The 20755-nt window shown below is 55.3% G+C and carries 19 protein-coding genes; 8 read left to right on the top strand and 11 right to left on the bottom strand.

The window, feature by feature from the left end; translation table 11 throughout:
* Position 1: 1 nt before the first annotated feature.
* On the bottom strand, positions 2-613 hold the full coding sequence (locus HB779_RS24040; protein WP_188346428.1) for a class GN sortase: 612 nt from the start codon (positions 611-613) through the stop codon (positions 2-4).
* Positions 610-2832 carry a marine proteobacterial sortase target protein gene (locus HB779_RS24035; RefSeq protein ID WP_371823978.1) on the bottom strand — a complete coding sequence of 741 codons (2223 nt, stop codon included), beginning with the start codon at positions 2830-2832 and terminating at the stop codon, positions 610-612. Before HB779_RS24035 ends, HB779_RS24040 begins: the two co-directional genes overlap by 4 nt.
* 223 nt (positions 2833-3055) lie before the next feature.
* On the opposite strand from HB779_RS24035, the gene HB779_RS24030 reads away from it, so the two are divergent.
* Positions 3056-3832: a helix-turn-helix transcriptional regulator gene (locus tag HB779_RS24030; RefSeq protein WP_188346426.1), complete on the top strand. Its 777-nt coding sequence runs from the start codon at positions 3056-3058 to the stop codon at positions 3830-3832.
* Here HB779_RS24030 and HB779_RS24025 read toward each other — a convergent pair.
* The 5 genes from HB779_RS24025 to HB779_RS24005 all read right to left on the bottom strand — a co-directional run bounded on the left by HB779_RS24025 (position 3829) and on the right by HB779_RS24005 (position 9439).
* Positions 3829-4797, bottom strand: coding sequence for an ABC transporter permease (locus HB779_RS24025; RefSeq protein ID WP_188346425.1), 969 nt, complete (start codon positions 4795-4797; stop codon positions 3829-3831). The genes HB779_RS24030 and HB779_RS24025 overlap by 4 nt on opposite strands.
* Entirely contained in the window at positions 4794-6308 is a 1515-nt protein-coding gene (locus tag HB779_RS24020; RefSeq protein WP_188346424.1) for a sugar ABC transporter ATP-binding protein, read from the bottom strand. Before HB779_RS24020 ends, HB779_RS24025 begins: the two co-directional genes overlap by 4 nt.
* 99 nt (positions 6309-6407) lie before the next feature.
* A complete protein-coding gene (locus tag HB779_RS24015) occupies positions 6408-7307 on the bottom strand; it encodes a substrate-binding domain-containing protein (RefSeq protein ID WP_188346423.1) in 900 nt (299 codons plus the stop codon).
* A gap of 221 nt (positions 7308-7528) precedes the next feature.
* A complete protein-coding gene (locus tag HB779_RS24010) occupies positions 7529-8686 on the bottom strand; it encodes an FUSC family protein (protein ID WP_188346886.1) in 1158 nt (385 codons plus the stop codon).
* A gap of 84 nt (positions 8687-8770) precedes the next feature.
* Positions 8771-9439, bottom strand: a complete 669-nt coding sequence (locus HB779_RS24005; RefSeq protein WP_371823975.1) for a sulfite exporter TauE/SafE family protein — start codon at positions 9437-9439, stop codon at positions 8771-8773.
* 178 nt (positions 9440-9617) lie between these two features.
* Here HB779_RS24005 and HB779_RS24000 point away from each other — a divergent pair, with 178 nt between their 5' ends.
* Positions 9618-10505 carry a LysR family transcriptional regulator gene (locus tag HB779_RS24000; RefSeq protein WP_188346910.1) on the top strand — a complete coding sequence of 296 codons (888 nt, stop codon included), beginning with the start codon at positions 9618-9620 and terminating at the stop codon, positions 10503-10505.
* Here the strand turns inward: HB779_RS24000 and HB779_RS23995 are convergent.
* Positions 10480-11280 carry a TetR/AcrR family transcriptional regulator gene (locus HB779_RS23995; protein WP_188346884.1) on the bottom strand — a complete coding sequence of 267 codons (801 nt, stop codon included), beginning with the start codon at positions 11278-11280 and terminating at the stop codon, positions 10480-10482. The genes HB779_RS24000 and HB779_RS23995 overlap by 26 nt on opposite strands.
* A 125-nt stretch (positions 11281-11405) precedes the next feature.
* Here HB779_RS23995 and HB779_RS23990 point away from each other — a divergent pair, with 125 nt between their 5' ends.
* The 6 genes from HB779_RS23990 (at position 11406) to repC (HB779_RS23970) (ending at position 18484) form a co-directional block, all read left to right on the top strand.
* On the top strand, positions 11406-12605 hold the full coding sequence (locus tag HB779_RS23990; RefSeq protein ID WP_188346883.1) for an HlyD family secretion protein: 1200 nt from the start codon (positions 11406-11408) through the stop codon (positions 12603-12605).
* A gap of 24 nt (positions 12606-12629) precedes the next feature.
* The gene (locus tag HB779_RS23985) at positions 12630-14207 is read left to right on the top strand and encodes a DHA2 family efflux MFS transporter permease subunit (RefSeq protein ID WP_188346882.1); all 1578 of its coding nucleotides are present in this window, start codon (positions 12630-12632) and stop codon (positions 14205-14207) included.
* A gap of 363 nt (positions 14208-14570) precedes the next feature.
* Positions 14571-15848 (top strand): plasmid partitioning protein RepA, encoded by a 1278-nt coding sequence (gene repA, locus HB779_RS23980; RefSeq protein ID WP_371823977.1) that lies wholly within the window; start codon positions 14571-14573, stop codon positions 15846-15848.
* A gap of 8 nt (positions 15849-15856) precedes the next feature.
* Entirely contained in the window at positions 15857-16930 is a 1074-nt protein-coding gene (gene repB / locus HB779_RS23975) for a plasmid partitioning protein RepB (RefSeq protein ID WP_188346881.1), read from the top strand.
* A 206-nt stretch (positions 16931-17136) separates the two neighbouring features.
* On the top strand, positions 17137-17604 hold the full coding sequence (gene repC / locus HB779_RS25530; RefSeq protein WP_244642933.1) for a plasmid replication protein RepC: 468 nt from the start codon (positions 17137-17139) through the stop codon (positions 17602-17604).
* Positions 17513-18484 (top strand): plasmid replication protein RepC, encoded by a 972-nt coding sequence (repC, locus tag HB779_RS23970; protein ID WP_244642931.1) that lies wholly within the window; start codon positions 17513-17515, stop codon positions 18482-18484. The genes repC (HB779_RS25530) and repC (HB779_RS23970) overlap by 92 nt, the downstream gene beginning before the upstream one ends.
* 61 nt (positions 18485-18545) lie before the next feature.
* Here repC (HB779_RS23970) and HB779_RS23965 read toward each other — a convergent pair whose 3' ends face one another.
* Genes HB779_RS23965 through HB779_RS23955 form a run of 3 tightly spaced genes read right to left on the bottom strand, consistent with a single transcriptional unit; the run spans position 18546 to position 20747 of the window.
* A complete protein-coding gene (locus HB779_RS23965) occupies positions 18546-19334 on the bottom strand; it encodes a transporter substrate-binding domain-containing protein (protein WP_188346880.1) in 789 nt (262 codons plus the stop codon).
* A 50-nt stretch (positions 19335-19384) separates the two neighbouring features.
* Entirely contained in the window at positions 19385-20113 is a 729-nt protein-coding gene (locus tag HB779_RS23960) for an amino acid ABC transporter ATP-binding protein (protein ID WP_188346879.1), read from the bottom strand.
* Entirely contained in the window at positions 20097-20747 is a 651-nt protein-coding gene (locus HB779_RS23955; protein ID WP_188346878.1) for an amino acid ABC transporter permease, read from the bottom strand. Before HB779_RS23955 ends, HB779_RS23960 begins: the two co-directional genes overlap by 17 nt.
* Between the last annotated feature and the right edge of the window lie 8 nt (positions 20748-20755).

The following is a 20755-nucleotide window of genomic DNA, read 5'->3' as shown; positions in this document are numbered from 1 at the left end:
CTCACTCGGCTATTTCTGCTGTTACCAGATAGCGCATCGGCCCTGACGTCGTGGCATTGAATGGCCAGCAGGTGGCAAGAACGAGGTTCTTACCTCTGGCATTGGTATCAATGCCCGATTGATCCCAACGCACCACTGATTTTCCGCTCACCCTATAGGTGAACGCCTTGCCGTCACGCCGTGTGATCCTGATTGTGTCGCCTATCTGTACCTGCTTGAGAAAGGCGAAATGCGTGTCGCGGTGCGCGGCATAAACCGCTGTTCCATTCTCACCCGCTTCGGCGCTGTGATCCACATGGCCAGGACCAAAAGCCAGAGCCTGACCGCTGGCACCGTGCAGTGCAATTGCGCTTTCGCCAATGCGTGGAAACTCGATGCGGGCAACCGGCCATGTATCAGCCCAAGACCAGGGTTTGACCGGTTCACCGGTCTGAATGCTCTGGGTGAATGCACGATCCAAAAGCACCTGTGCCAATATAGCTTTGGCATGGATCCAGATACCCTGACTGAAAAGCAGAAGACCGGCGAGAGCCATGACAGCCATTGCGGCCCGGACAGCAGGGCGGATAACCGCCCTGCCTTTCCACGATGCTGGAACAATTATCGCGCTCATGATGCTTTCCCTGTTTTGCGGGTGAAGAAGAACAGACCGGCACTTGCGAGCAGCATCAGCAGTCCGGCAATCATGCGCAGCTCCGCATCGGTTGCAGTCTGCGGCAGGGGAAATTGTTCTCCAGCAGGCTGTATTGTCACCGGCTTGTTGCTGTGAACAAGTTTGGCCAGGTGAACATCGGAACCGTTTTCTAGATCGGCCTTGCGCGTCGTCTGTTCGCCGAAGACTGTGTCGAAATCCCAACCCGCTGGCAGGTTCAAAGGCACGTCAGCGCGAGTAAGCGGCTTGTCCTGCGATCGGGACACATTCTTGTCAACAGCGACCAGACTTGTCAGGCGGGAGACGAGGCTGTTTTCGAGAGCGAGTTTAAGAATACGCTTGTCTGCTTCGTCGCGGCTGATCTTGCCCAGAGTGCTTTCAACTTCCGCATCGGAAATCTTGCGGCGTGCCCAGAGCTTTGACAGGCCTTCGCCTTTGGCGGCCTTGGCAACTGGCAGCGTGACTTCCCAAGGCTGGCTTCCGATCATGCCTTTGACTGTCAGCGTACCGGAGAGCGAGCTAAGCTTGGCGGCGATGACGAGTGGTTCACCGCGATAAAGGTCAGGCAGAATGGCTGGCGTCACATCGGCGTTGCCACTCGAGAACGTTGCGCTCAGATTGGTGATAACAGGGCTTTCAAGCTTGGCGAAGAGATTGCGCATGCGCTCGTCAACCTGATCGGTGGAACCAATGGAAGTGAACGTGCCACGGCCGAGTTCAGCTGCGCGGTTCATCAGATAGTTGTTTGGTGCAGAGCCGATGCCAACCATGAAGACACGTGAACGGCCAAGCTTGGCAGCGATCGTATCGAGCAGTTGCTGTTCGTTGCCAATGGCGCCGTCAGTAAGAAGAACAATCTGACGAACAAAGGCCTGATCATTCGGACGGCGATCATCAAGCGCAGCTTCAAGAGGGGCGAGCATTTCCGTGCCGCCTGCTGCTTCAAGGTTGCCAACAAACTCCCGGGCGGTGGAGATATTGTTCCGGTCTGCGGTCACAGTGTCCTGAAACAGCGAGGTCATCGTGTCGTCAAAGCGGATGACATTAAACCGGTCGGCTGGCTTGAGGCGGCTCAAGGCATAATCGAGGCTGGCTTTGGCCTGATTCATCGATGTACCGCCCATGGAGCCGGAATTATCGATGACAAAGACGATTTCACGGGGGCGCTCTTCCTGCTTCTGTTCGATAACGGGCGGTGTGATGTAGGCAAGAGCGTAATCATTGCTGCCGATTGTTTCGCGGAACAGGCCAACGGCAGGTGCCTTGGCACTTTGCGGCTTCCAGGTCAGTTCAAAGTCACGATCGGCATGATTGTCGCCAGCAAGCGAGATCAGCTGTGTCTGTGCATCAACGGTTTCGATGTTGACGGGATGGTGATGGCTTTTGACTTCGCCAAGGGCAAAGCCAGCCTGAAGACGAACTTTGATGCTGACAGGATTGACCGGAGCATTGACACGCGGATCAAGCACGGGCGAAGTAATCTTTTCGCGATCCGGAACCGGATCGGCAGTTGTGCCCCAGCCGGAACCATCGGCGGCAAGATCGGCTGTCTGGGTTACCGGTGCTGGATTGTAGCGCGGTGCAACAACCAATGGTACGCGCAGCGAAAACTCATCGCCGGAGAGACGAACCGGTTCCTGATAATCGATCTGTACGACAACCTGTTCATGCGGGCCGATATTGGCGACGGAGTTGGTGAAAAGGTTCGGGCGCTGCTGTTCGACAAGGCTGGCCTTTTGCCCGGATGCCTTTGCCGTTTCATAGATAGCCTTGGCTTCCTTCTTTTCCTTGATGTCACCGATGATGACGCGCTTGCCGACGACCATTTTTAGGGCGTGCACCGCGCTGTCTTCCGGCAGGGGATAGGCATAGACCGCCTCGACCCAGCCATTGGACGGGTTGGTGAAGATTTGTGTGATACGGGCACGGGCTGTCGGACCACTGACAACGATATCGACATCGGTGGCAACGCGTGGCGCTTCGATATAGCGGCCGGCATCTGAACTCTTCAGAAGCAATGTGCCCGATTTGACTTCATCGAGCGTGACAAGAGGCGACCGGGCGGTTTCGGCATGTGCATTTGCCAAACTGAAAAAGAACACCGCGAGCGCGACGAATGGCAAACCAACAATGTTGATCAGCCAGAGTGTCTGGCAGGTACGGCGCAGCCAGTGAGGCATTGTGTGTAGCGAAGAAGGTAAGGTGCAGGTTTCGGTTTTCATCGGGAAAGCTCCTGTTGGTGCTCCCATCGGGAAGCTTTCCCCATTTCATACACAGCCCCTTTTGCCGCCAGCGTAAGGTTCGGGAATGTTCCGCACGCTCCCGTCACAACATGTCTTGCCCAAGATGGCCTTGTGTGGATATGTGAAGGAATGTACGTGATTTGGCGGAAAGCGGGGGCGCATGACCGGGGATATCGACAGTCAGCTATCGGAACGGCAGAACCTTGCGGTCGCCACCAAGATCCGTGAGGAAATGGCGCGGCGCCGGGTCTCGCGGCAATATCTTGCCGATCAGGCGAAGATCAGCCTGTCCACATTGGAGAAGGCGCTGTCTGGTCACCGGCCTTTTACGCTGGCAACGACTATTCGGCTGGAAGAGGCACTTGGCATGCGGTTGCGCGCCGCTGAACATCCGGAAAGTGCAGCCCCAACGAGCAATAACCATGCGACCGAAGAATTCGGCGCTTATTCCCGTGCGGCGGTTGCATGGATTGAGGGCAAATATCTGACCCTGCGACCTTCCTTCGGTGATCCCAAGGCAATCTTCGCCTATTGCACCGAGATCGGCTGGAATGATGCTGCCGCCAACTTGCGTTTCCACGAGATGGAACGGCTTGATGCAGCTTTTACCCAGCGCGGTACAGTGTCTATTCCGAACCTGTCCGGCCATATTTATCTGGCGACAAACACATCCGGCCAGCACCGCCTGATCATCGTTTCGCGTCCCTCGATCACCGGCGAAATGTATGGAATTCTCACAACCCTGCAGGCAGGGCGCGGTGCACAATTGACGCCGGTTTCAGCGCCGATTGTTCTGATTCCGATGGCATCCACACCGAATGCCGAGTTCGGGCGCATCGCCCCGGATCACGCCAGTTATGCAGCCTATCTGGCCTATCTCAAACGGACGGTGGAAGAGCCCTTTGCAGTTTTTCTTCCCGGACCCAGTACCGTTTAGGTGCGCATCGATTTGCTGCGCACGTCGAGCCAGACAGCGAACAGAATGACAATACCTTTGAAGATCAGCTGGTAGAAGTAAGGCACGGCCAGCATGTTCATGCCATTGTTGATGACGCCGATGATCAATGCCCCAAGAATGGTGCCGACCATGGTTCCGACGCCGCCGGCAAGACTGGTACCGCCGAGCACAACAGCGGCGATAGCATCCAGCTCGTAACCCATGCCGGCATTGGTCTGTGCCGAAGACAGCCGCGACGACAGCAGGATACCGCTGACGGCTGCCATCACGCCGGAGATCATAAAAATGATGATCTTAAGCCTATCAACCCGAATGCCGGAATAGATCGCAGCTTCGCGGTTTCCGCCCGCCAGATAGGCGCGGCGGCCGAAGATCGTCCGGGAGAGGACGATATGGTTGATGGCAAAGAGTGCGATGACGATCCAGATGATGATCGGCAATCCGAGCCAGCTTTCGCTGCCGATGGCAAGCCAGGTTTCGTTCTCAATGGAAGCCGGAGCACCATTGGTCGGCAGGCTGACCGCACCGCGATAGATGCCCATGGTTGCTACGGTGACAATGAAAGACGGCAGCATGAGTTTCGCCGAAAGCACACCGTTCAGACCACCCATAATGGCACCGGCGGCCAGTGTGATCAGCACTGTCGGGACAAAGCCAAAGCCCATGGCAAAAGCCTGCGCCGCCACCATACCCGCCACGGCGATGATGGAGCCGACGGAAAGATCAATATCGCCGAGCAGGATGACATAGGTCATGCCGTAAGCAGCCACGGCAATCACCGCCACCTGCTGCATGATGTTCATGAAATTGTTGAACGCGAGAAACCGCGGACTTATCGACGAAAATACCACGCACAGGATAATCAGCGATATGACGATGCCGCCATATTGCCGGATGAGGGGGGAAGCCAGAAGCGCCTGCTTCGTCTCGGTGGAATTGGTCATTGGTGCATTCCTGCTGCATAGGTCATAACGGTTTCGGGGCTGACGCCCTGTGCATCCAGCGTCTTGGCAACACGCTTGTTGTGCATGATGACGAGGCGGTCGCTGAGGCCCAGCACCTCGGGCAATTCCGATGAAACCATCAGAATGGCGGTGCCTGCCGCCGCGAGTTCGCGGATAATGCGGTAGATTTCAAATTTTGCGCCCACATCGACGCCGCGGGTCGGCTCGTCGAGGATGAGGATTTTCGGTTGTGTCTGCAGCCATTTGGCAATGACGATTTTTTGCTGATTGCCACCGCTGAGTGATCCCGCAGGCGTTTCGATCGAGGCAGTCTTGATGGCAAGGCGCAGTACTTCGGCTTTTGCCGATGCCCGCTCACGTGCGGGTCGCGTAAAGCCAAATCCACCTGCGAGTCGTGAGAGCGCCACCATATTGATGTTGCGCTCGACACTGTGTTGCAGCACCAGACCTTCTTCCTTGCGGTTTTCGGTAACAAAAGCGATGCCGTTGCGGATGGCGTCGGCAGGCGAACGAAAATGCACCGGCTCGCCATTCAGGCGGATTGTACCTCTTGGTTGTCCAAAGCCAAACAGCGCCTTCATCACATCGGAACGGCCGGAGCCGATCAGGCCGAACAGCCCGACGACCTCACCCGGGCGTATATCAAGCGTCACATTGTCGAACTTGTTCGTCTCGGACAGGTTCTCGACCGACAGCACTGGCTTGACGGCAGAGGAGGGACGCTCAACGAGACGCGGCGGATAGATGTCTTTCATCTCGCGCCCGACCATAAGGGCAATCAGACCCTCGATGCTTGTGTTCTGTTTTTCCGTTGTCGCCACAAAGGAGCCATCGCGGATGACGGTTATGTCATCGGAAATGCGCATGATTTCTTCCATGCGGTGCGAAATATAGATGATGGCTGTGCCCTTGGCCTTCAGCCGTCCGATGATGGTGAAGAGGATTTCCGCTTCGCTGTCAGAGAGCGAGGATGTTGGCTCGTCGAGTATGACCACGTCCGCCGGACGGCTCAATCCCTTGGCAATTTCCACCAGCTGACGCTGTGCAATGGAGAGATCGCCCACTTTCGTGCGTACATTGACCGGCAGACCAAGTTCGGACACGATTTGCGCGGACTGCGCATTGAGGTCGCGGTCGCGAATAAAGCCGAACTTATTAGGCTCGTGCGTTGCGAGAATATTTTCGGCAACCGAGAGATTGCGGCAAAGGCTGAGTTCCTGAAATACGATGCTCAGGCCCAGCGCCTTGGCCTCGATCGGGTTTTTCGGTGCATAGGGTTTGCCATGCAGCGTGATCGCCCCTGAAGTCGGCTGGAACGGGCCGACAAGGATTTTCATCAAAGTGGATTTGCCCGCACCATTCTCACCGAGCAGCGTGTGCATGCGTCCCGGCCGGACGGAGAGGTTCATGCGCTTGAGCGCCGTCACCGGACCGAAGGTCTTGGCGACATCCTTGATTTCAAGCACGGGATCGTTTGGCCATACTGTCATGAATGACAATCCTGTCGAAAGTCTTTTTCAACAACCACCCGCGAGGTTACCCTGCGCGGGTGGTGTTATTCAGTGGCAGAAATATCGGCTGGTGAAGCCTTATTTCTCTTCGCCGTCCTTGGTGACAACACCGGGAACGATTGGTTGCTTGGCCTCGACGGTTTCGCCTTTGATGACCTTTCCAGCCGTTTCGACGGCAACTTTGCCCATCTGATCCGGATACTGAGCGATGACGCCGACCATGACCGGATCGTTTTTAACGGCGTTGCGGGCCTCTTCCATGCCATCAAAGCCGATAACCTTGACCTCATCCTGCAGCTTGGCCGATTTCACAGCCGAAGCAGCGGCAAGAGCAGCATCGTCACCGAAGCCGAAAATGCCGGCAACATCCGGGTTGGCCTGAAGAATGTTCTGCGCCGCAGCCAGGGCTTCCGGCCGGGTAATACCAGTCTGGATGGAAACGATCTTGATATCAGGATGGGCAGCAATGGCTTTCTTGAAGCCTTCGACGCGGTCCACCACCGATTGTACCGTTGGGTAATCAATAACGGCAACGTTACCTTTGTCGCCGATCTGCTTGGCCATCAGTTCGCCAGCCTTGACGCCGCCGGTGTAATTGTCGGTGCCGACATGCGATGTGACTTCAACGCCCTTGGCAGGAACATCAACGGTGATGACCTTGATGCCAGCCTTCTGCGCCTTGGTGATCGCAGATTTTACGCCGGTGCTGTCAACCGGCGAGATGATGATGACGCTGACGCCCTTGGTAATGAAGTCCTCAACATCGGCGAGCTGCTTGTTCAGATCCTGATTGGCGATCGCGATCTCGAGCGGCAGGTTTTCCGCCTTGGCTTCGGCGGACATGGCCGATGCGAGCGATATGTAGAACGGATGCTGCTGCGTCAGCAGCGAAGCACCGATACCTTCGGCAAAAGCACCGGTCGCTGCAAGAGTAGCTGCGCCAGCAAGAAGCAGTTTGGCAAAATGGGTACGGATCATTGTTCCCTCCAGAACAGTTGTTTTCTTGAAATCCGGCGGCGAGCACTGACTTATCGCATAGGAACGTCGCATGACCTTTCGATCATTCCTGAGTTCAGAGCGACGGCTGCGTACTCCTCCCGCCTTCGTCCGCAGCATGGATGTGCAATTTATGTTGCTATGTCAATATAAAAATTGTCGCGCGTAAATTTTCTTGTCGATTTGCACATGCGATGCCAATGCTATTCATTCGACGCGGGTGGCTTAATATCGGCATTTTCATCAGGCGCTTGTGAGCCAAACAGATAGTGCGAAGCCAGAAGGACCGGCTCAAGAATGACGATACCAAGCAGGATGCCCGCAAGCCGCTCCATACCCGGTTCCAGCGCCGCATTGGTGTAAGTGTCGGGGACGAGAACGACCAGAAAAGCGAGCACAAACTGTGTGCCGATATAGCTGATCGATGAATTGCTGTTCTCGATATGTCGCCCCACAAACACACCGATACAGACACCAAACGTCATAAGGACCGGTGAATGGTGACTGCTGAGCAAGATCGCCGTTGCGATTAAGCCACCGACACTGCAGCCAATAAATCGCAGCACCAGTCTTGAGGTAATCGGGTTAAGCGCGCTTGGTCCCAGAGTGGTCACTGGCACCATCATCACAGCCATAATGGTGATACTGGATTGGCTCAGAGAGGTGATGCCCGATAATATCCAGATAAACGGGATAAGCCCAAGAGCGACCGCCGCTTGCAGGGCGTGTAATGCTGCGCCTCGATGCCAGACTGCAGAACGGCGTAAGGCTTTCTGGGCTAACGTTTCTCCGGGGTTGCGGGCCAATCTGCGTCTTATCGTAAAGGTTGACCCGGCACTGACGAGAATGCAGGCGAGGGTGCCCGCCACAATCTCGATTAGCCTAGATTCAGCAAAGGGCAACACGGATTCCGTGGGATGCTTCATTCCGTCAATCAGCACCATGCAAAATGTCAGACCAGTGAAAAGCCAAGCGTAACTGCGCTTGCCGACAAGCGCAAAGTAAAGCGTGACGCCGCCGACGGTGACGAGTGACAAACTGAGAAGAAGCGGTGACTGCATGACATAGGGTGCGAGCATCAATGCCGTGCCGGCGCCTGCCGACGTTCCAATGATGCGCAGGATACCGCGCGTTAGGCTTTCCGATACATGCGAGCGCATAACCATGTAACCGCTGAACGCTGCCCAGCCGACATTCTGCGCGCCGAGAACGTGAGCGAAGACGATTGCAAGCAGCACGGATACAACGCATTCGCATTGGTCGATCATGCGTGGTCCGGACATTGCCAGTGATCGGAATTCCTGTACCGTAACGGTCCAGAGATCGCGAAGACTGCTGACGGAATGTCTGAAGTAATTCATCGTCCGGTTTTAGCAGAATTCAGCGCGAGTGCGATATTGCCATTCATCCGGCCCGTATCGGCCTGTCAGATCGTCTCCCTCCATTCAAAGAAATGGCCGTAGCATAAGTTCAAGTCCAAGCAGGAGAAGGCAGATCAGAAACCAGCGCCGGAAGGTGGCAGGGCTGATTGCGTTGCGGATCTTTTGACCGAACCACATGCCGAGCAGGGCGGGTGCAAGAGCAAGGGTGGACGTTCCGATACTATCCAGATGCAGCGTTCCGCTTGACGTCATGCCGATCGCCAGAGCGATCGTAGAAACCGTAAATGACAGGCCGAGTGCCTGAATCAGATCATCCTTGCTCAGACCAAGTGACTGGAGATATGGGACGGCTGGAATGACGAATACGCCTGTGCCACCGGTAATGACCCCGGTTATGAGGCCAATGACAGGTGAGAGCGCGCCTTCCAACCGGTTTGGAATGGATAATTGCGGTGCCAGAAGTCCCAGGACCGCATAGGTCACCAGCGCCGCACCCAGTCCGATTGTGGTCCATCCAGCCGCGTCGTTCGCCATCAGCCAGGAGCCTGCGACAGTTCCGGCAAGGATGGCCAGCATCATTGTCCAGAACCTGAACGCCAGGGCAGCGAAGCTTGGCCCGGCGAACAATTGCCAGTTATTGGTGACGAAAGACGGAACGAGCAGCAGCGCTGCGGCACCCGCTGGCGGCATGATCGCACCAAGAATACCCATGGCAACGGTGGGCAAGCCCATGCCGGTTACGCCCTTGACCATTCCGGCGAGAAAAAGGTCAGCGTAATGATGGAAATCGTAGAAATCGAAAGATTGGACATAGGGCAGGTTGGCCGGAAAATGCCATGTTCACAATGCGGAAGATACATATCCAGCCTTAGGCTAGAACGAAGGCACAATGAGTGCTACTGTCGTGCTCATGCGCTTTGATCTCGTCGATTTGCGGCTTTTTCTTCTCGTGGTTGAAGCGGGAAGTATCACCCATGGCGCAACGCGAGCGAATATGGCTCTGCCGTCCGCAAGTGCGCGTCTGCGCGGGATGGAGGAAGCCATTGGGCTGCCATTGCTTGAACGCGGCCGGCGCGGTGTTGAGCCAACGCCGGCAGGCGATGCGCTCGCACATCACGCCCGCATTGTTCTACGGCAAATCGAACAGATGCGCGGTGAACTTGGGGAGTTTTCCAGAGGCCTCAAGAGCCAAATTCGTTTGCTGGCAAATACGGCGTCTATGACCGAATTTCTGCCGGAAAAACTGGCGGCTTATCTCGCCAGCAGGCCCAATGTCGACATCGATTTGAAGGAGCGTCTCAGCACGGAGATCGTGAAGGCTGTTGCCAACGGTTCGGCAGATATCGGCATTATCACCGATGCGGTGGATCATGGAAATCTGGAGTTGCGGCCATTCGCCATTGACCGGCTTGTCCTGGTCACGCCGCGAGAAAGCCAATGGACAGACCGTCGACGCAGCGCATTTGCCGATGTGGCTGATCGAGAATTTATCGGACTTAGCGCAGGTAGCCCGCTGCAGGATTATCTCGGCGACCATGCGGCGCGAGCCGGACATCCTCTTTCCTATCGTATTCGCATGCGAACATTTGAAGGTATCTGCCAGATGGTTTCGCACGGTGTTGGCCTTGGCATCGTGCCGGAGACAGCTGCCAGGAAATATCGCAAACCGATGGCCATTCACTCGATCCGGTTGACGGACAATTGGGCGACACGCCGTCTCGCGGTATGCGTGCGTGCGTTCGAGCAATTACCTCCGCATGCCCGCGATCTGGTCAAACATTTGACAGGCAGCAGCTAGCCATTATGGACGCAATCGCGTTTCGGAATACCGCAGCCTTCCAGAAAAAAGCTGCGGCCATAGCGACGCGCTGCTCGATTTCACGATCTTGCGGCACGTCGGCGATACCAAGCGTAGCCATACGGAAAGGCTCGGCGGTGACCATGCTCATCAACATCGTCGCCGCAATATGCGTATCATCGAGTTTTATCAAACCCCGCTTTTGCTGCTGCTCAAGAAATCGCGCAACAGTGCCTGATGTTCGAGCTGGACCTTCCCGATAAAAGGCCTTTGCAATTTCCGGGAAATTCAATGCCTCCGCAGTGATAAGCCGATAGAACGCCACGGTGCTGTCAGAGAGAATCAAATGTGCGAATTCGCTCAGGATGTGTTCCAGCGCATGTTTCAGCCCCAGCCTGTCGAGCGTCTCCACGTTGATTGTATGCAGGAATTCATCAACCCGCCTGGCAATATTTTCGCTGCGTTCGGCGACGATGGCAGTGAGCAGTTCTGATTTGGTTGTCCAGAATCGATAGATCGTCCGTTTTGCTACCCCGGCATCCCGCGCGACGGTCTCCATTCTTGTTGCCGTATAGCCATTTTCCAGAAAGACGCGTGTCGCGGCTTCCAAAATAAGGTGCTGCGTTTCCGCATCAGAACGGCTTTGTGGACGTCCGCGAGAGCGCCTGATTTCACCAGCGTCTTCTCCTTGATCGGCGTGATCATCCCTCGGGATTTCAGTCGATTTCATAGTCACCATTCTGCTTTCGTTCTTCAAAAAATGTTGTTCGTTCATTTTCAGGCTTGCTTTCGGGAATGTCCAGACTTATTTTGGGAACTGCTTGGTTCCCTTATTAATCCCCCGACCCGAGTTCCCTTCCGGACCGCGCCGATCTCGTTCCTCAATCCAGAGCATTCGCCATGACTAAAAACACGACTCCACTTGAGCTAAAAATTGAAAAATCCGTCAGCGCCGATGAGGCGATGCCTGCTTCACAGCCAGCGGGCGAGCAATCGCAAGTGCAAAAGCCGCGGCCACGCAATGTGCGCAAGTTGCTGCTTATGGGCGCGGCGATTGTGGTCGTGGGATTGGCAATCGATTTTGGCTGGCATTACTGGACTGTTGGCCGGTTTCAGGAATCGACTGACGATGCCTATGTCAAAGCGGATTCGACGATTGTGGCACCAAAAGTCTCCGGTTATCTGCGCGAGGTTCTCGTAAACGATAACCAGCCGGTTCGGGCCAATGAGCCATTGGCAAAGATTGATGACCGCGACTATGTGGTTGCCTTGGAACAAGCCAAGGCCGATGTTGCTGCGGCTCAGGCTGATATCGACAATACATTGGCGAGCATCGACCAGCAGCAGGCTGCGATTGCGCAGGCGCAATCAACGGTCTCCGTGAATCAGGCCAGCCTCAAATTCGCGCAACAGGACAACGACCGCTACGGTGCCCTTGCCACGCAAGGTGCCGGTAGTGTGCAGAACGCCCAGCAGGCGGTTTCCAAGCTGGATATTGCCAAGGCTACGCTACAACGAGACGAAGGAGCAGTCCTTTCGGCGCAGAAACAGATTGGTGTATTGCAGGCATCGTTGGCCAAGGCCAATGCAACGCTCGCACACGACAAAGCCGTCCAGGATCAGGCCGAACTCAATCTCAGCTACACAACCATCGTTTCTCCCGTTGAAGGCGTGGTGGGCAACCGCACCCTGCGCGTTGGACAATACGTTCAGTCGGGCACACAGCTCATGGCCGTCGTTCCCGTAGACAATGTTTATGTGATCGCGAATTTCAAGGAAACCCAGCTGACCGACGTCAAGAAAGGACAACCCGTTGAGATTGCCGTTGATACATTTCCCGGTGTTGCTTTGAAAGGCCGCGTCGACAGCATTGCGCCGGCGAGCGGGCAGGAATTCGCCTTGCTGCCGCCCGATAATGCGACGGGCAACTTCACCAAGATTGTTCAGCGTATTCCAGTTCGGATCGTGCTCGATAGCGATAGCAAACTGACGGGCCTGCTTCGTCCCGGCATGTCTGTCACGCCGACCATCACCATCAAGAATACGGGCAGTGCAGCCACCTGTGACGGCGCAACCGCCTGTTACAAAGCCAGCAACTAACAAAATCCGAACAGGACGCATAAAATGTCCGCTGCCACCACACCTGTTTCCGATCGGGAACGTCCCGCCAGCCTCAAGACATGGATGACGGTCTTTGCCGGCTTGATCGGGGCGTTCATGGCTGTCCTCAACATCCAGATTACCAATGCCTCGCTCCTCAATATCGAAGGTGGCATTGGTACCGGCGTCGACAATGGCGCCTGGATTTCCACGGCGTATCTCATTGGCGAAATCATCGTCATTCCGCTCACTGACTATTTGAGCCGGGTCTTTTCCTTCCGGCGCTTTCTGCTGGTGAATTCCTTGCTGTTTCTGGCATTCTCCGTGGCCTGTGCCTTTGCGCGCAATCTTGAAGAAATGATCGTGCTGCGGGCAATCCAGGGGTTTACCGGCGGCGTGCTGATCCCTATGGCCTTCACCCTCATCCTCACAAGGCTGCCCAAGTATCAGCAATCGGTTGGCATGGCACTTTTTGCCATCACGGCGACATTTGCCCCTGCCATTGGGCCGACAATCGGCGGATATCTGACCGAGAATTATGGCTGGCAGTACATCTTCTTCATCAATCTTGTGCCCGGCGCATTCATGGTCACGGTGCTTTACCTCAACCTCGAACGTCAGCCAATGAATCTCGGTTTGCTGAGGGATGGAGACTGGTATGGCATCGCATGTATGGCAATCGGTCTCGCTGCACTTCAAACTGTGCTGGAAGAGGGCAACAAGAACGATTGGCTTGGCTCGCCGTTTATTGTTCGCCTGACGGTCATCGCCGTTGTGTTTCTAGCGTTGTTTGTCTGGATCGAACTGAAGGTGAAAAATCCCGCAGTCAATCTGCGTCTGTTGAAACGGCGAAATTTTGGGCTTGGAACGGCAGCCAATATGCTGGTTGGCTTCGGGCTCTACGGATCCGTCTATTTGCTCCCGCAATATCTCGGTCAGGTGCAGGGTTATAACTCGGAGCAGATCGGCTCGGTTATGGCCTGGACGGGCTTGCCGCAGCTCTTGATAATCCCCTTTGTACCCATGCTGATGGGCAGGTTTGATACGCGCATCATTGTCTTTCTTGGTCTGTGCGTGTTCGGGGGCAGCTGCTTCATGAACATTCATATGTCCGCTGATTATTCCGGGGACCAGTTGTGGCTGCCCAATATTGTGCGTGCCATCGGGCAGGCCGTTGTCATGGCTCCACTCACAGCGATTGCCATGGTTGGTGTTGCCCGCCACGAATCCGCTGCTGCTTCCGGTGTTTTCAATATGCTGCGAAATCTGGGCGGCGCGTTCGGAACGGCGATGCTGGCAACCATCGTTACCAAGCGGGAGCAATTTCATTCCAATACGATTGGCAACTCGGTCAATTTGTTCAGCGAAACCGTGCGCGGCAGGCTTGATCAGATGACCGGCTATTTTATGGCGCACGGCGTTTCTGATCCGAACGCGGCACGTGAACAAGCTATCATCGCATTGGGTAAGATGGTCAAACGGCAATCGTTGATCATGGGATACAGCGATACGTTCGTGGTGCTGGGCACCATGCTGATCATCGCGGCATTCTTCGTCATGTTGACCAAAAAGGGTCAGGCGAGCGGTGCACCCGCGCATTAGACGTTTTGGTGTCGAGAGTTTGAATATTCGAAAGCGCATCCGTAGACATACGGGTGCGCTTTCTTCTTTTAAACTTCATATAGAGGCGCATTTACTAGTTGGTACTACTGGTTGTGTCGCCACAATGGTTAATTTGCGTTAACTATAAAGTGCTTGACGCGACTCGGTTATTTCCGCAGTTTACTTACGGTTTTAAGGGGTAATCGGCAAAATAAGCGTTACATGACTGAGTAAATGTTAGCGCCGCTTGTTGGCGTTAAATCGTTCGCGAGCGTTACCCCTTTGGTTTTTCTATCGAATCGGCGCATGTTGACCCTGCGCTGAAGGATTCTATTGAACAGGCGCACAGGATTGCACGTGACTATGATGAACGCGGTACAGACAACTCCACCGGACAGCGTGCCACTGAACGCCGCACCGCAGCCGTCTGCTGCTTTGCCCGCTGACAGGGCTATAGCTGCTGATGCCGAGATGTTGTCTGCGCAGTTGCAGGCAATGCGTAATCGTCTGTTTCCGCCAACGGCGCAGAAAGTATTGCGCAAGTTCACCAGCGGCGAAGCGGCGAAACTCATCGGTGTTTCCGATGGTTATTTGCGCCAGCTTTCGATAGCCGGAGAAGGGCCGCAACCCGAAACCGGTGTGAACGGCCGCAGGCTTTATTCCCTGGCTGAGATCAACGCACTGCGGCATCATCTTGCCGATGCGGGCGGGCCAAAAGCGAAAACCTATCTGCCGCACCGTGATCCATCCGCCAACGAACACATGCAGGTCCTTGCGGTCACCAATTTCAAGGGTGGCTCGGGCAAAACCACGACGAGCGCCCATCTGGCACAGCATCTGGCCATGGCCGGCTTCCGGGTTCTCGCGGTTGATCTCGATCCGCAGGCATCCATGTCCGCGCTGTTCGGCTATCAGCCGGAACTCGACCTGAACGGTAATGACACGCTTTATGGTGCGATCCGCTATGACGGAGAGCGTCGTCTTCTGCGTGACATCATCCGCAAGACCTATTTCGATGGGCTCGATCTCATTCCGGGCAATCTGGAACTGCAGGAATTCGAGCATACGACACCGCAAATGCTCGCGGACCGCCAGCATGGTGCGCAGCAGAGTGTGGAACAGCAGCTCTTCTTTGCCCGCGTGCAAGCGGCATTGGATACAGTGTCCGATGATTATGACGTCGTTGTCATCGATTGTCCGCCGCAACTCGGCTTTCTGACGCTCTCGGCCCTGTGTGCCGCAACGTCTGTGCTGGTCACCGTGCACCCGCAAATGCTTGACGTTGCGTCCATGAGCCAGTTCCTGTTCATGACAGCCGATCTTCTCGCTGTCGTGCGTGAAGCTGGCGGCGATCTCAATTTCGATTTCATGCGCTATCTCATCACCCGTTTTGAGCCAAATGATGCGCCGCAGCAGCAGATTGCCGGCTTTTTGCGTTCGCTGTTCGGCGATCGTGTGCTGACATCTTCCGTGGTGAAATCAACGGCATTTTCTGACGCGGGTTTGACCAAGCAGACCCTGTATGAAGTTTCCCGCGACAGCTTCACCCGCGCGACCTACGACCGCGCAATTGAATCGCTTACCTCCGTCAATTCTGAAATCCAGAGCCTGATCTTCAAGGCCTGGAACCGGCCTGTGTGAGGTCGCTGATGACTGACAAGAACCGCAGGGATCAACTCAAGGCACTGTTTGGTACGGTCGAGACCGCTCCGCCGCTTGAAACGAAGTCATTCAATCCGGCTCCGGTTGAAAATGACGTTTCGCATGAACAGCCCAAACAACGGACAGCGTCGGGCGCTATCAAAGCCATGGGTCTATCGCTTGGCGGCATTTCCCGCGAGCTTGAAGACGCGCGCAAGATCAGGGAAAGTCTCGAAGGCGCGGAGCGCGTCATCGAGATCGATCCAAAACTTATCGAGCATTCCTTCGTACAGGACCGTCTTAGTCACTATTACGACCACGACGATACATTCAAGGAACTGGTCGAAAGCATCAAGACCAACGGCCAGCAGGTTCCGATCCTCGTGCGTCAGCACCCGGAACGCTCCGGATTTTACCAGACTGCCTATGGTCACAGGCGTTTGCGGGCGGCCCATCAGCTTGGCATTCCTGTACAGGCCATTGTCCGCGAACTGAGCGATATTCAGCTCGTCGTTGCCCAAGGCAAGGAAAATGCCGAGCGCCGGGATCTGTCGTTCATTGAGCGCGCGTTCTTTGCCCGTAATCTGATTGACCGCGGCTTCAGCCGGTCGGTCGTGCAAGATGCGCTGGCACTGCACAAGGCGGAAATGACCCGCTATCTGCAGGTGGTGGATGCTATTCCCAAAGATATTCTGGAGGCTATCGGGCCTGCGCCAAAAGTTGGCCGGCCGCGCTGGGTGAAACTGGCGGAAATGCTGAAGAATGCCGAAGACCGCAAGGCTGCTGGCAAGGTTATCGTTGCGGATAACTTCAGATTCAATGGCAGCGATGGCCGTTTTGATCGCGTGTTTGAGCATTTGCTGGCTCTCAACAAACCGGCTGAGCCATCAACGGTTAAAACAGATCAGATTGTCATCAAAGCGATCCATGACGATGAGCGTGCTCTCATTGCCCAGCTCTTTACCAGCAAGAAGGAACGAACGATCAGTTTCACCGGCCATGTGCCGGATGGATTTATTGAGTTTGTCGCCGATGAGTTGAATGGGCTTCTCCAGCGCTACAACAGCGAACGGAAAGCCTGACATCGATTGAGTTTGAGTATTGTGTAAGCGTTGAACTGAGAAACAGAGAGAAGGAAGACCGGCAAGAAAAAAGGCCTCCAGAACGTTACCGCCCCGGAAGCCCTCTTCAATGTAGCAATTTTAGAGAATCACTTCCTACCTGACTTGTCAAGAGTCGGACGCGTTCCGGCAACACCTTTCCCTTGCCTCAATTTGAGGTAGTGAAAATGACTGATCGTTTTGCAACGACGCCATTTGGCGGACGATCGCTGTCGCATGCCATGTTCGCAGTGCAGGAAAAAACCGCCCGCGCTCGCGAAAAACTGGCAGAAGGTGATGGCAATCGGCCGGAAAAATGGCCGCTATTACGGGAACTTACACAGGCTCGGGCAGCGTTCTTCCTGTCTGACCGAACAATCGCCGTGCTTGAAGCGCTTCTGAGCTTCTATCCGGAAACCATGCTTGATGGCAGTCAGCCCGTGGTGGTCTTTCCATCCAATGCAGAGCTGTCAATGCGCACGCGCGGCATGTCCTCTGCGACCATTCGCCGGCATCTGGCATCGCTGGTTGAGGCGGGCCTGATCATCCGGCGCGATAGCCCCAATGGCAAGCGCTATGCCAGGCGTGGGGAAGGCGGGGGAGATCGAGCACGCATTTGGCTTCGATTTGTCACCGCTGGCATTGCGTGCTGGTGAAATCGAGAGTCATGCGGCCGCTGCACGGGATATGGAGCGTGCTGTTCAGCGTGTGCGGAGTGAAATCACGATTCATTTGCGCGATGTTTCAAAGACCATCGATGCGGGTCTCAGCGAAGAGCGTGCCGGTGATTGGGAAACCTATGCGGACGAACTCGCGGCTCTTTCCGGACGCGTGAGCAGACATCTGCCATTGGAGACGCTCAAAGTGAGATGCGATGCCCTCGCAGGCCTTCGCAGTAAGGTGGAAAAAGCCTATCTGAATTCACTTTCAAACGAAGAAATGAGCGGCACTGACTCTTCTTTTGAGCACCATATTCAGAATTCAAATATAGACCACCAATTTGAAAGGGCCAAAGAAGAAGGCCGGAAACAAACGGCAGAGCCCGATGGACGGACCGATGCACCAGTTGAACCGGGAGTAAAACGGGAAGATGGACAAGGACGCGCTCAAGCGTTGACGAAAATGCGCCAGCGCCTGCTGGATGCCAAATTGAAACGTGGCCCACAGTCCGGTTCCGTTGGCGGAGAGACATCCGGCAACTCGCCGAAATCACCCGCCGTGCCGCTGGCGAGGGTGCTCGATGCCTGTCCGCAAATTCGAGATTATGCCCGCAACGGAATTGAAGACTGGCGTGACTTGATGCAGACGGCAGCTCTGGTCCGCTCAATGCTTGGCGTATCCCCGGATGCGTGGGAACGGGCCCGCGAGATGATGGGTGATATCAATGCCTCGATCACCATTGCAGCTATCCTTGAAAGGGCAGGGGAGATCCGTTCGCCGGGCGGTTATCTGCGCGCGCTGACTGACCGCGCCGAAATTGGCCAGTATTCGGTGCTTCCTGTGCTGAAAGCATTGGATGGCGAAAGAAGAGTGTGAGCAGAAAAGTGAAAAGGGGCGTATGCGCGCCCCTGATACATTGTGTTCGGAAATTGCCGTATCAACGTGAGGTCAGATCGTCCGGCAGATCGCGGTTATGGAATTCCTTGAAGACGGTCCGCAATGTTCCGTTGGCAAAGTTGGTTTTTACCCACGCGTTCAGCCAATCCTGCAATGGCTTTTCACCTTTTGGCAAGGCGATACCAAGATTGGTTTCCTTCTGGGTGAATTTCAGTTCCAGGGGATTTTTCGTCCGCTTTTTGTTGAGGCCGCCAAGAACCGCAGATTGGCTTGAGATAATATCGACCTGGCCTGATACGGCCGCAGTGATTAGCGTTGCGTCGTCTTCAAACCGGACGATCTGAGCGCCGGGCGCGTTCTGGGTGATGTCCATGTCATTGGTTGTAGCCCGGGTCACACCGATACGTTTACCCGCGAGGTCGGCATAGTTCTTGATCTCGACATCTTTGGGTGCGGCAACGATCAGGCTGAGGGTTGCGTAGGGAACGGAATAGTCGATGGCCTTTTTACGTTCTTCGGTAATTCCAAGAGCGGAGACCAGTAGATCAGCTTTACCAGTTTGAACGGTTGGAACACGGGCAGCATTGGTGATCTCGATGAGTTCGAGTTTGGCTCCAAGGTCTTTGGCAATAAGGCGGGCGGTTTCCACATCGGAGCCAGTCGCCTTGAGATCGCCGTCTACGTAGGAATATTCCGGGCTGCCCATCGCGACGGCAATGCGAACCTTTCCGGATTTCTTGATGTTTTCAAGGATATCGGCCTGCGCTGCAGTTGCAACGATCATCAATGCCGCTGTGGCCGCAATGGCCACTTTCATTATCGTGTTCATTTTCTCTCTCCCAGTTGATTTTAAGTCCCACCGGTCATCCCGGTTTGGCATTACAAGCCGTTCGCCAGAAACTCCTTCAGTTCCTGGGTTTCCGGCTTCATAAGCATGTCCCCCGTGCCGCTCTCCCAGACCCGGCCGGTGTACATGTAGATGACGCGGTTCGCGACTTTGCGTGCAAAGGCCATTTCGTGCGTGACAACGATCATGGTCATGCCGCCTTTGGCGAGATCTTCCATGACACGCAGGACTTCGCCGGTCAGTTGTGGATCGAGCGCCGAAGTCACCTCATCGAACAGCATGACCTTCGGTTGCATAGCCAGAGACCGGGCAATCGCTACGCGCTGCTGTTGTCCGCCTGACAGCTGTTCCGGATAAGCCTCGATTTTCTCGAGGAGACCAACCTTTGCCAAAACGGCTTTCGCGGTTTCCATGGCTTCGGCGCGGCCGATGCTCTTCACACGGCGCAGGGCCAGCATGATATTTTCAGCTACGTTCATGTGCGGAAACAGATTGTAACTCTGAAAGACCATTCCGACGTCTTGACGCAAGGCGCGAATATTCAGATCGGGTGAATCCACGCGGTGACCGCAGACATCGATCGATCCGCCCTGAATAGTTTCGAGCCGATTGATACAACGCAATGCCGTGCTTTTCCCCGACCCCGATTGACCGATCAGTGCCACGACTTCACCCGGAGCCACATCAAAGGACACACCTTTGAGAACCTCCACAGTTCCAAAGCGTTTGATCACGTCCTGGAGTTTAACGTCGGCCGACATTCAATTTCCTCTCAAGCGAGCGGCTCCAGAGCGACAGCGGATAGCAGACGCAGAAATAGAAAGCGGCGGCGATCCCGAAAATCAGGAATGGCTGGAACAGCGAATTGTTGATGACTTGCGCGGCGCGGGTAAGTTCGACAAAGCCGACAACCGAGGCAAGAGATGTGTTTTTGACAAGCTGCACCATGAAACCGACCGTAGGCGGGGTGGCGATGCGCAGCGCCTGGGGCAGGATAACATCGACGAGAATCTGCCAGCGGGTGAGGGCCAGACATTCGGCGGCTTCGAACTGGGTGCGCGGAACAGATTCGACGCAGCCGCGCCAGATTTCACCGAGATAGGCGCTGGAATAAATCATCATGCCAACGCCCGCAGCCATCAGTGGTGGCAACTCGACACCGACCACACCCAGGCCGAAATAGATGACGAACATCAGGATCAAAAGCGGTGTGCCCTGTATGATCTGCACGTAGATCAGAGACAAACGGCGAAGCCAGCGCATGTGAGATGTACGCGCCAGCATCACGAAGAAACCGGCTACACCGCCGAGCACAAAGGCAAGTGCGGAAAGCACGACTGTCCAGAGCAATCCGTTCAGCAAATAGATGAGATGATTAGTGCTAAAACCGTCCATCACGCCTC

It is taken from the genome of Phyllobacterium sp. 628 (assembly GCF_014189505.1).
Taxonomy (GTDB): domain Bacteria; phylum Pseudomonadota; class Alphaproteobacteria; order Rhizobiales; family Rhizobiaceae; genus Phyllobacterium.
This window is presented reverse-complemented; position numbering and strand designations above follow the sequence as displayed.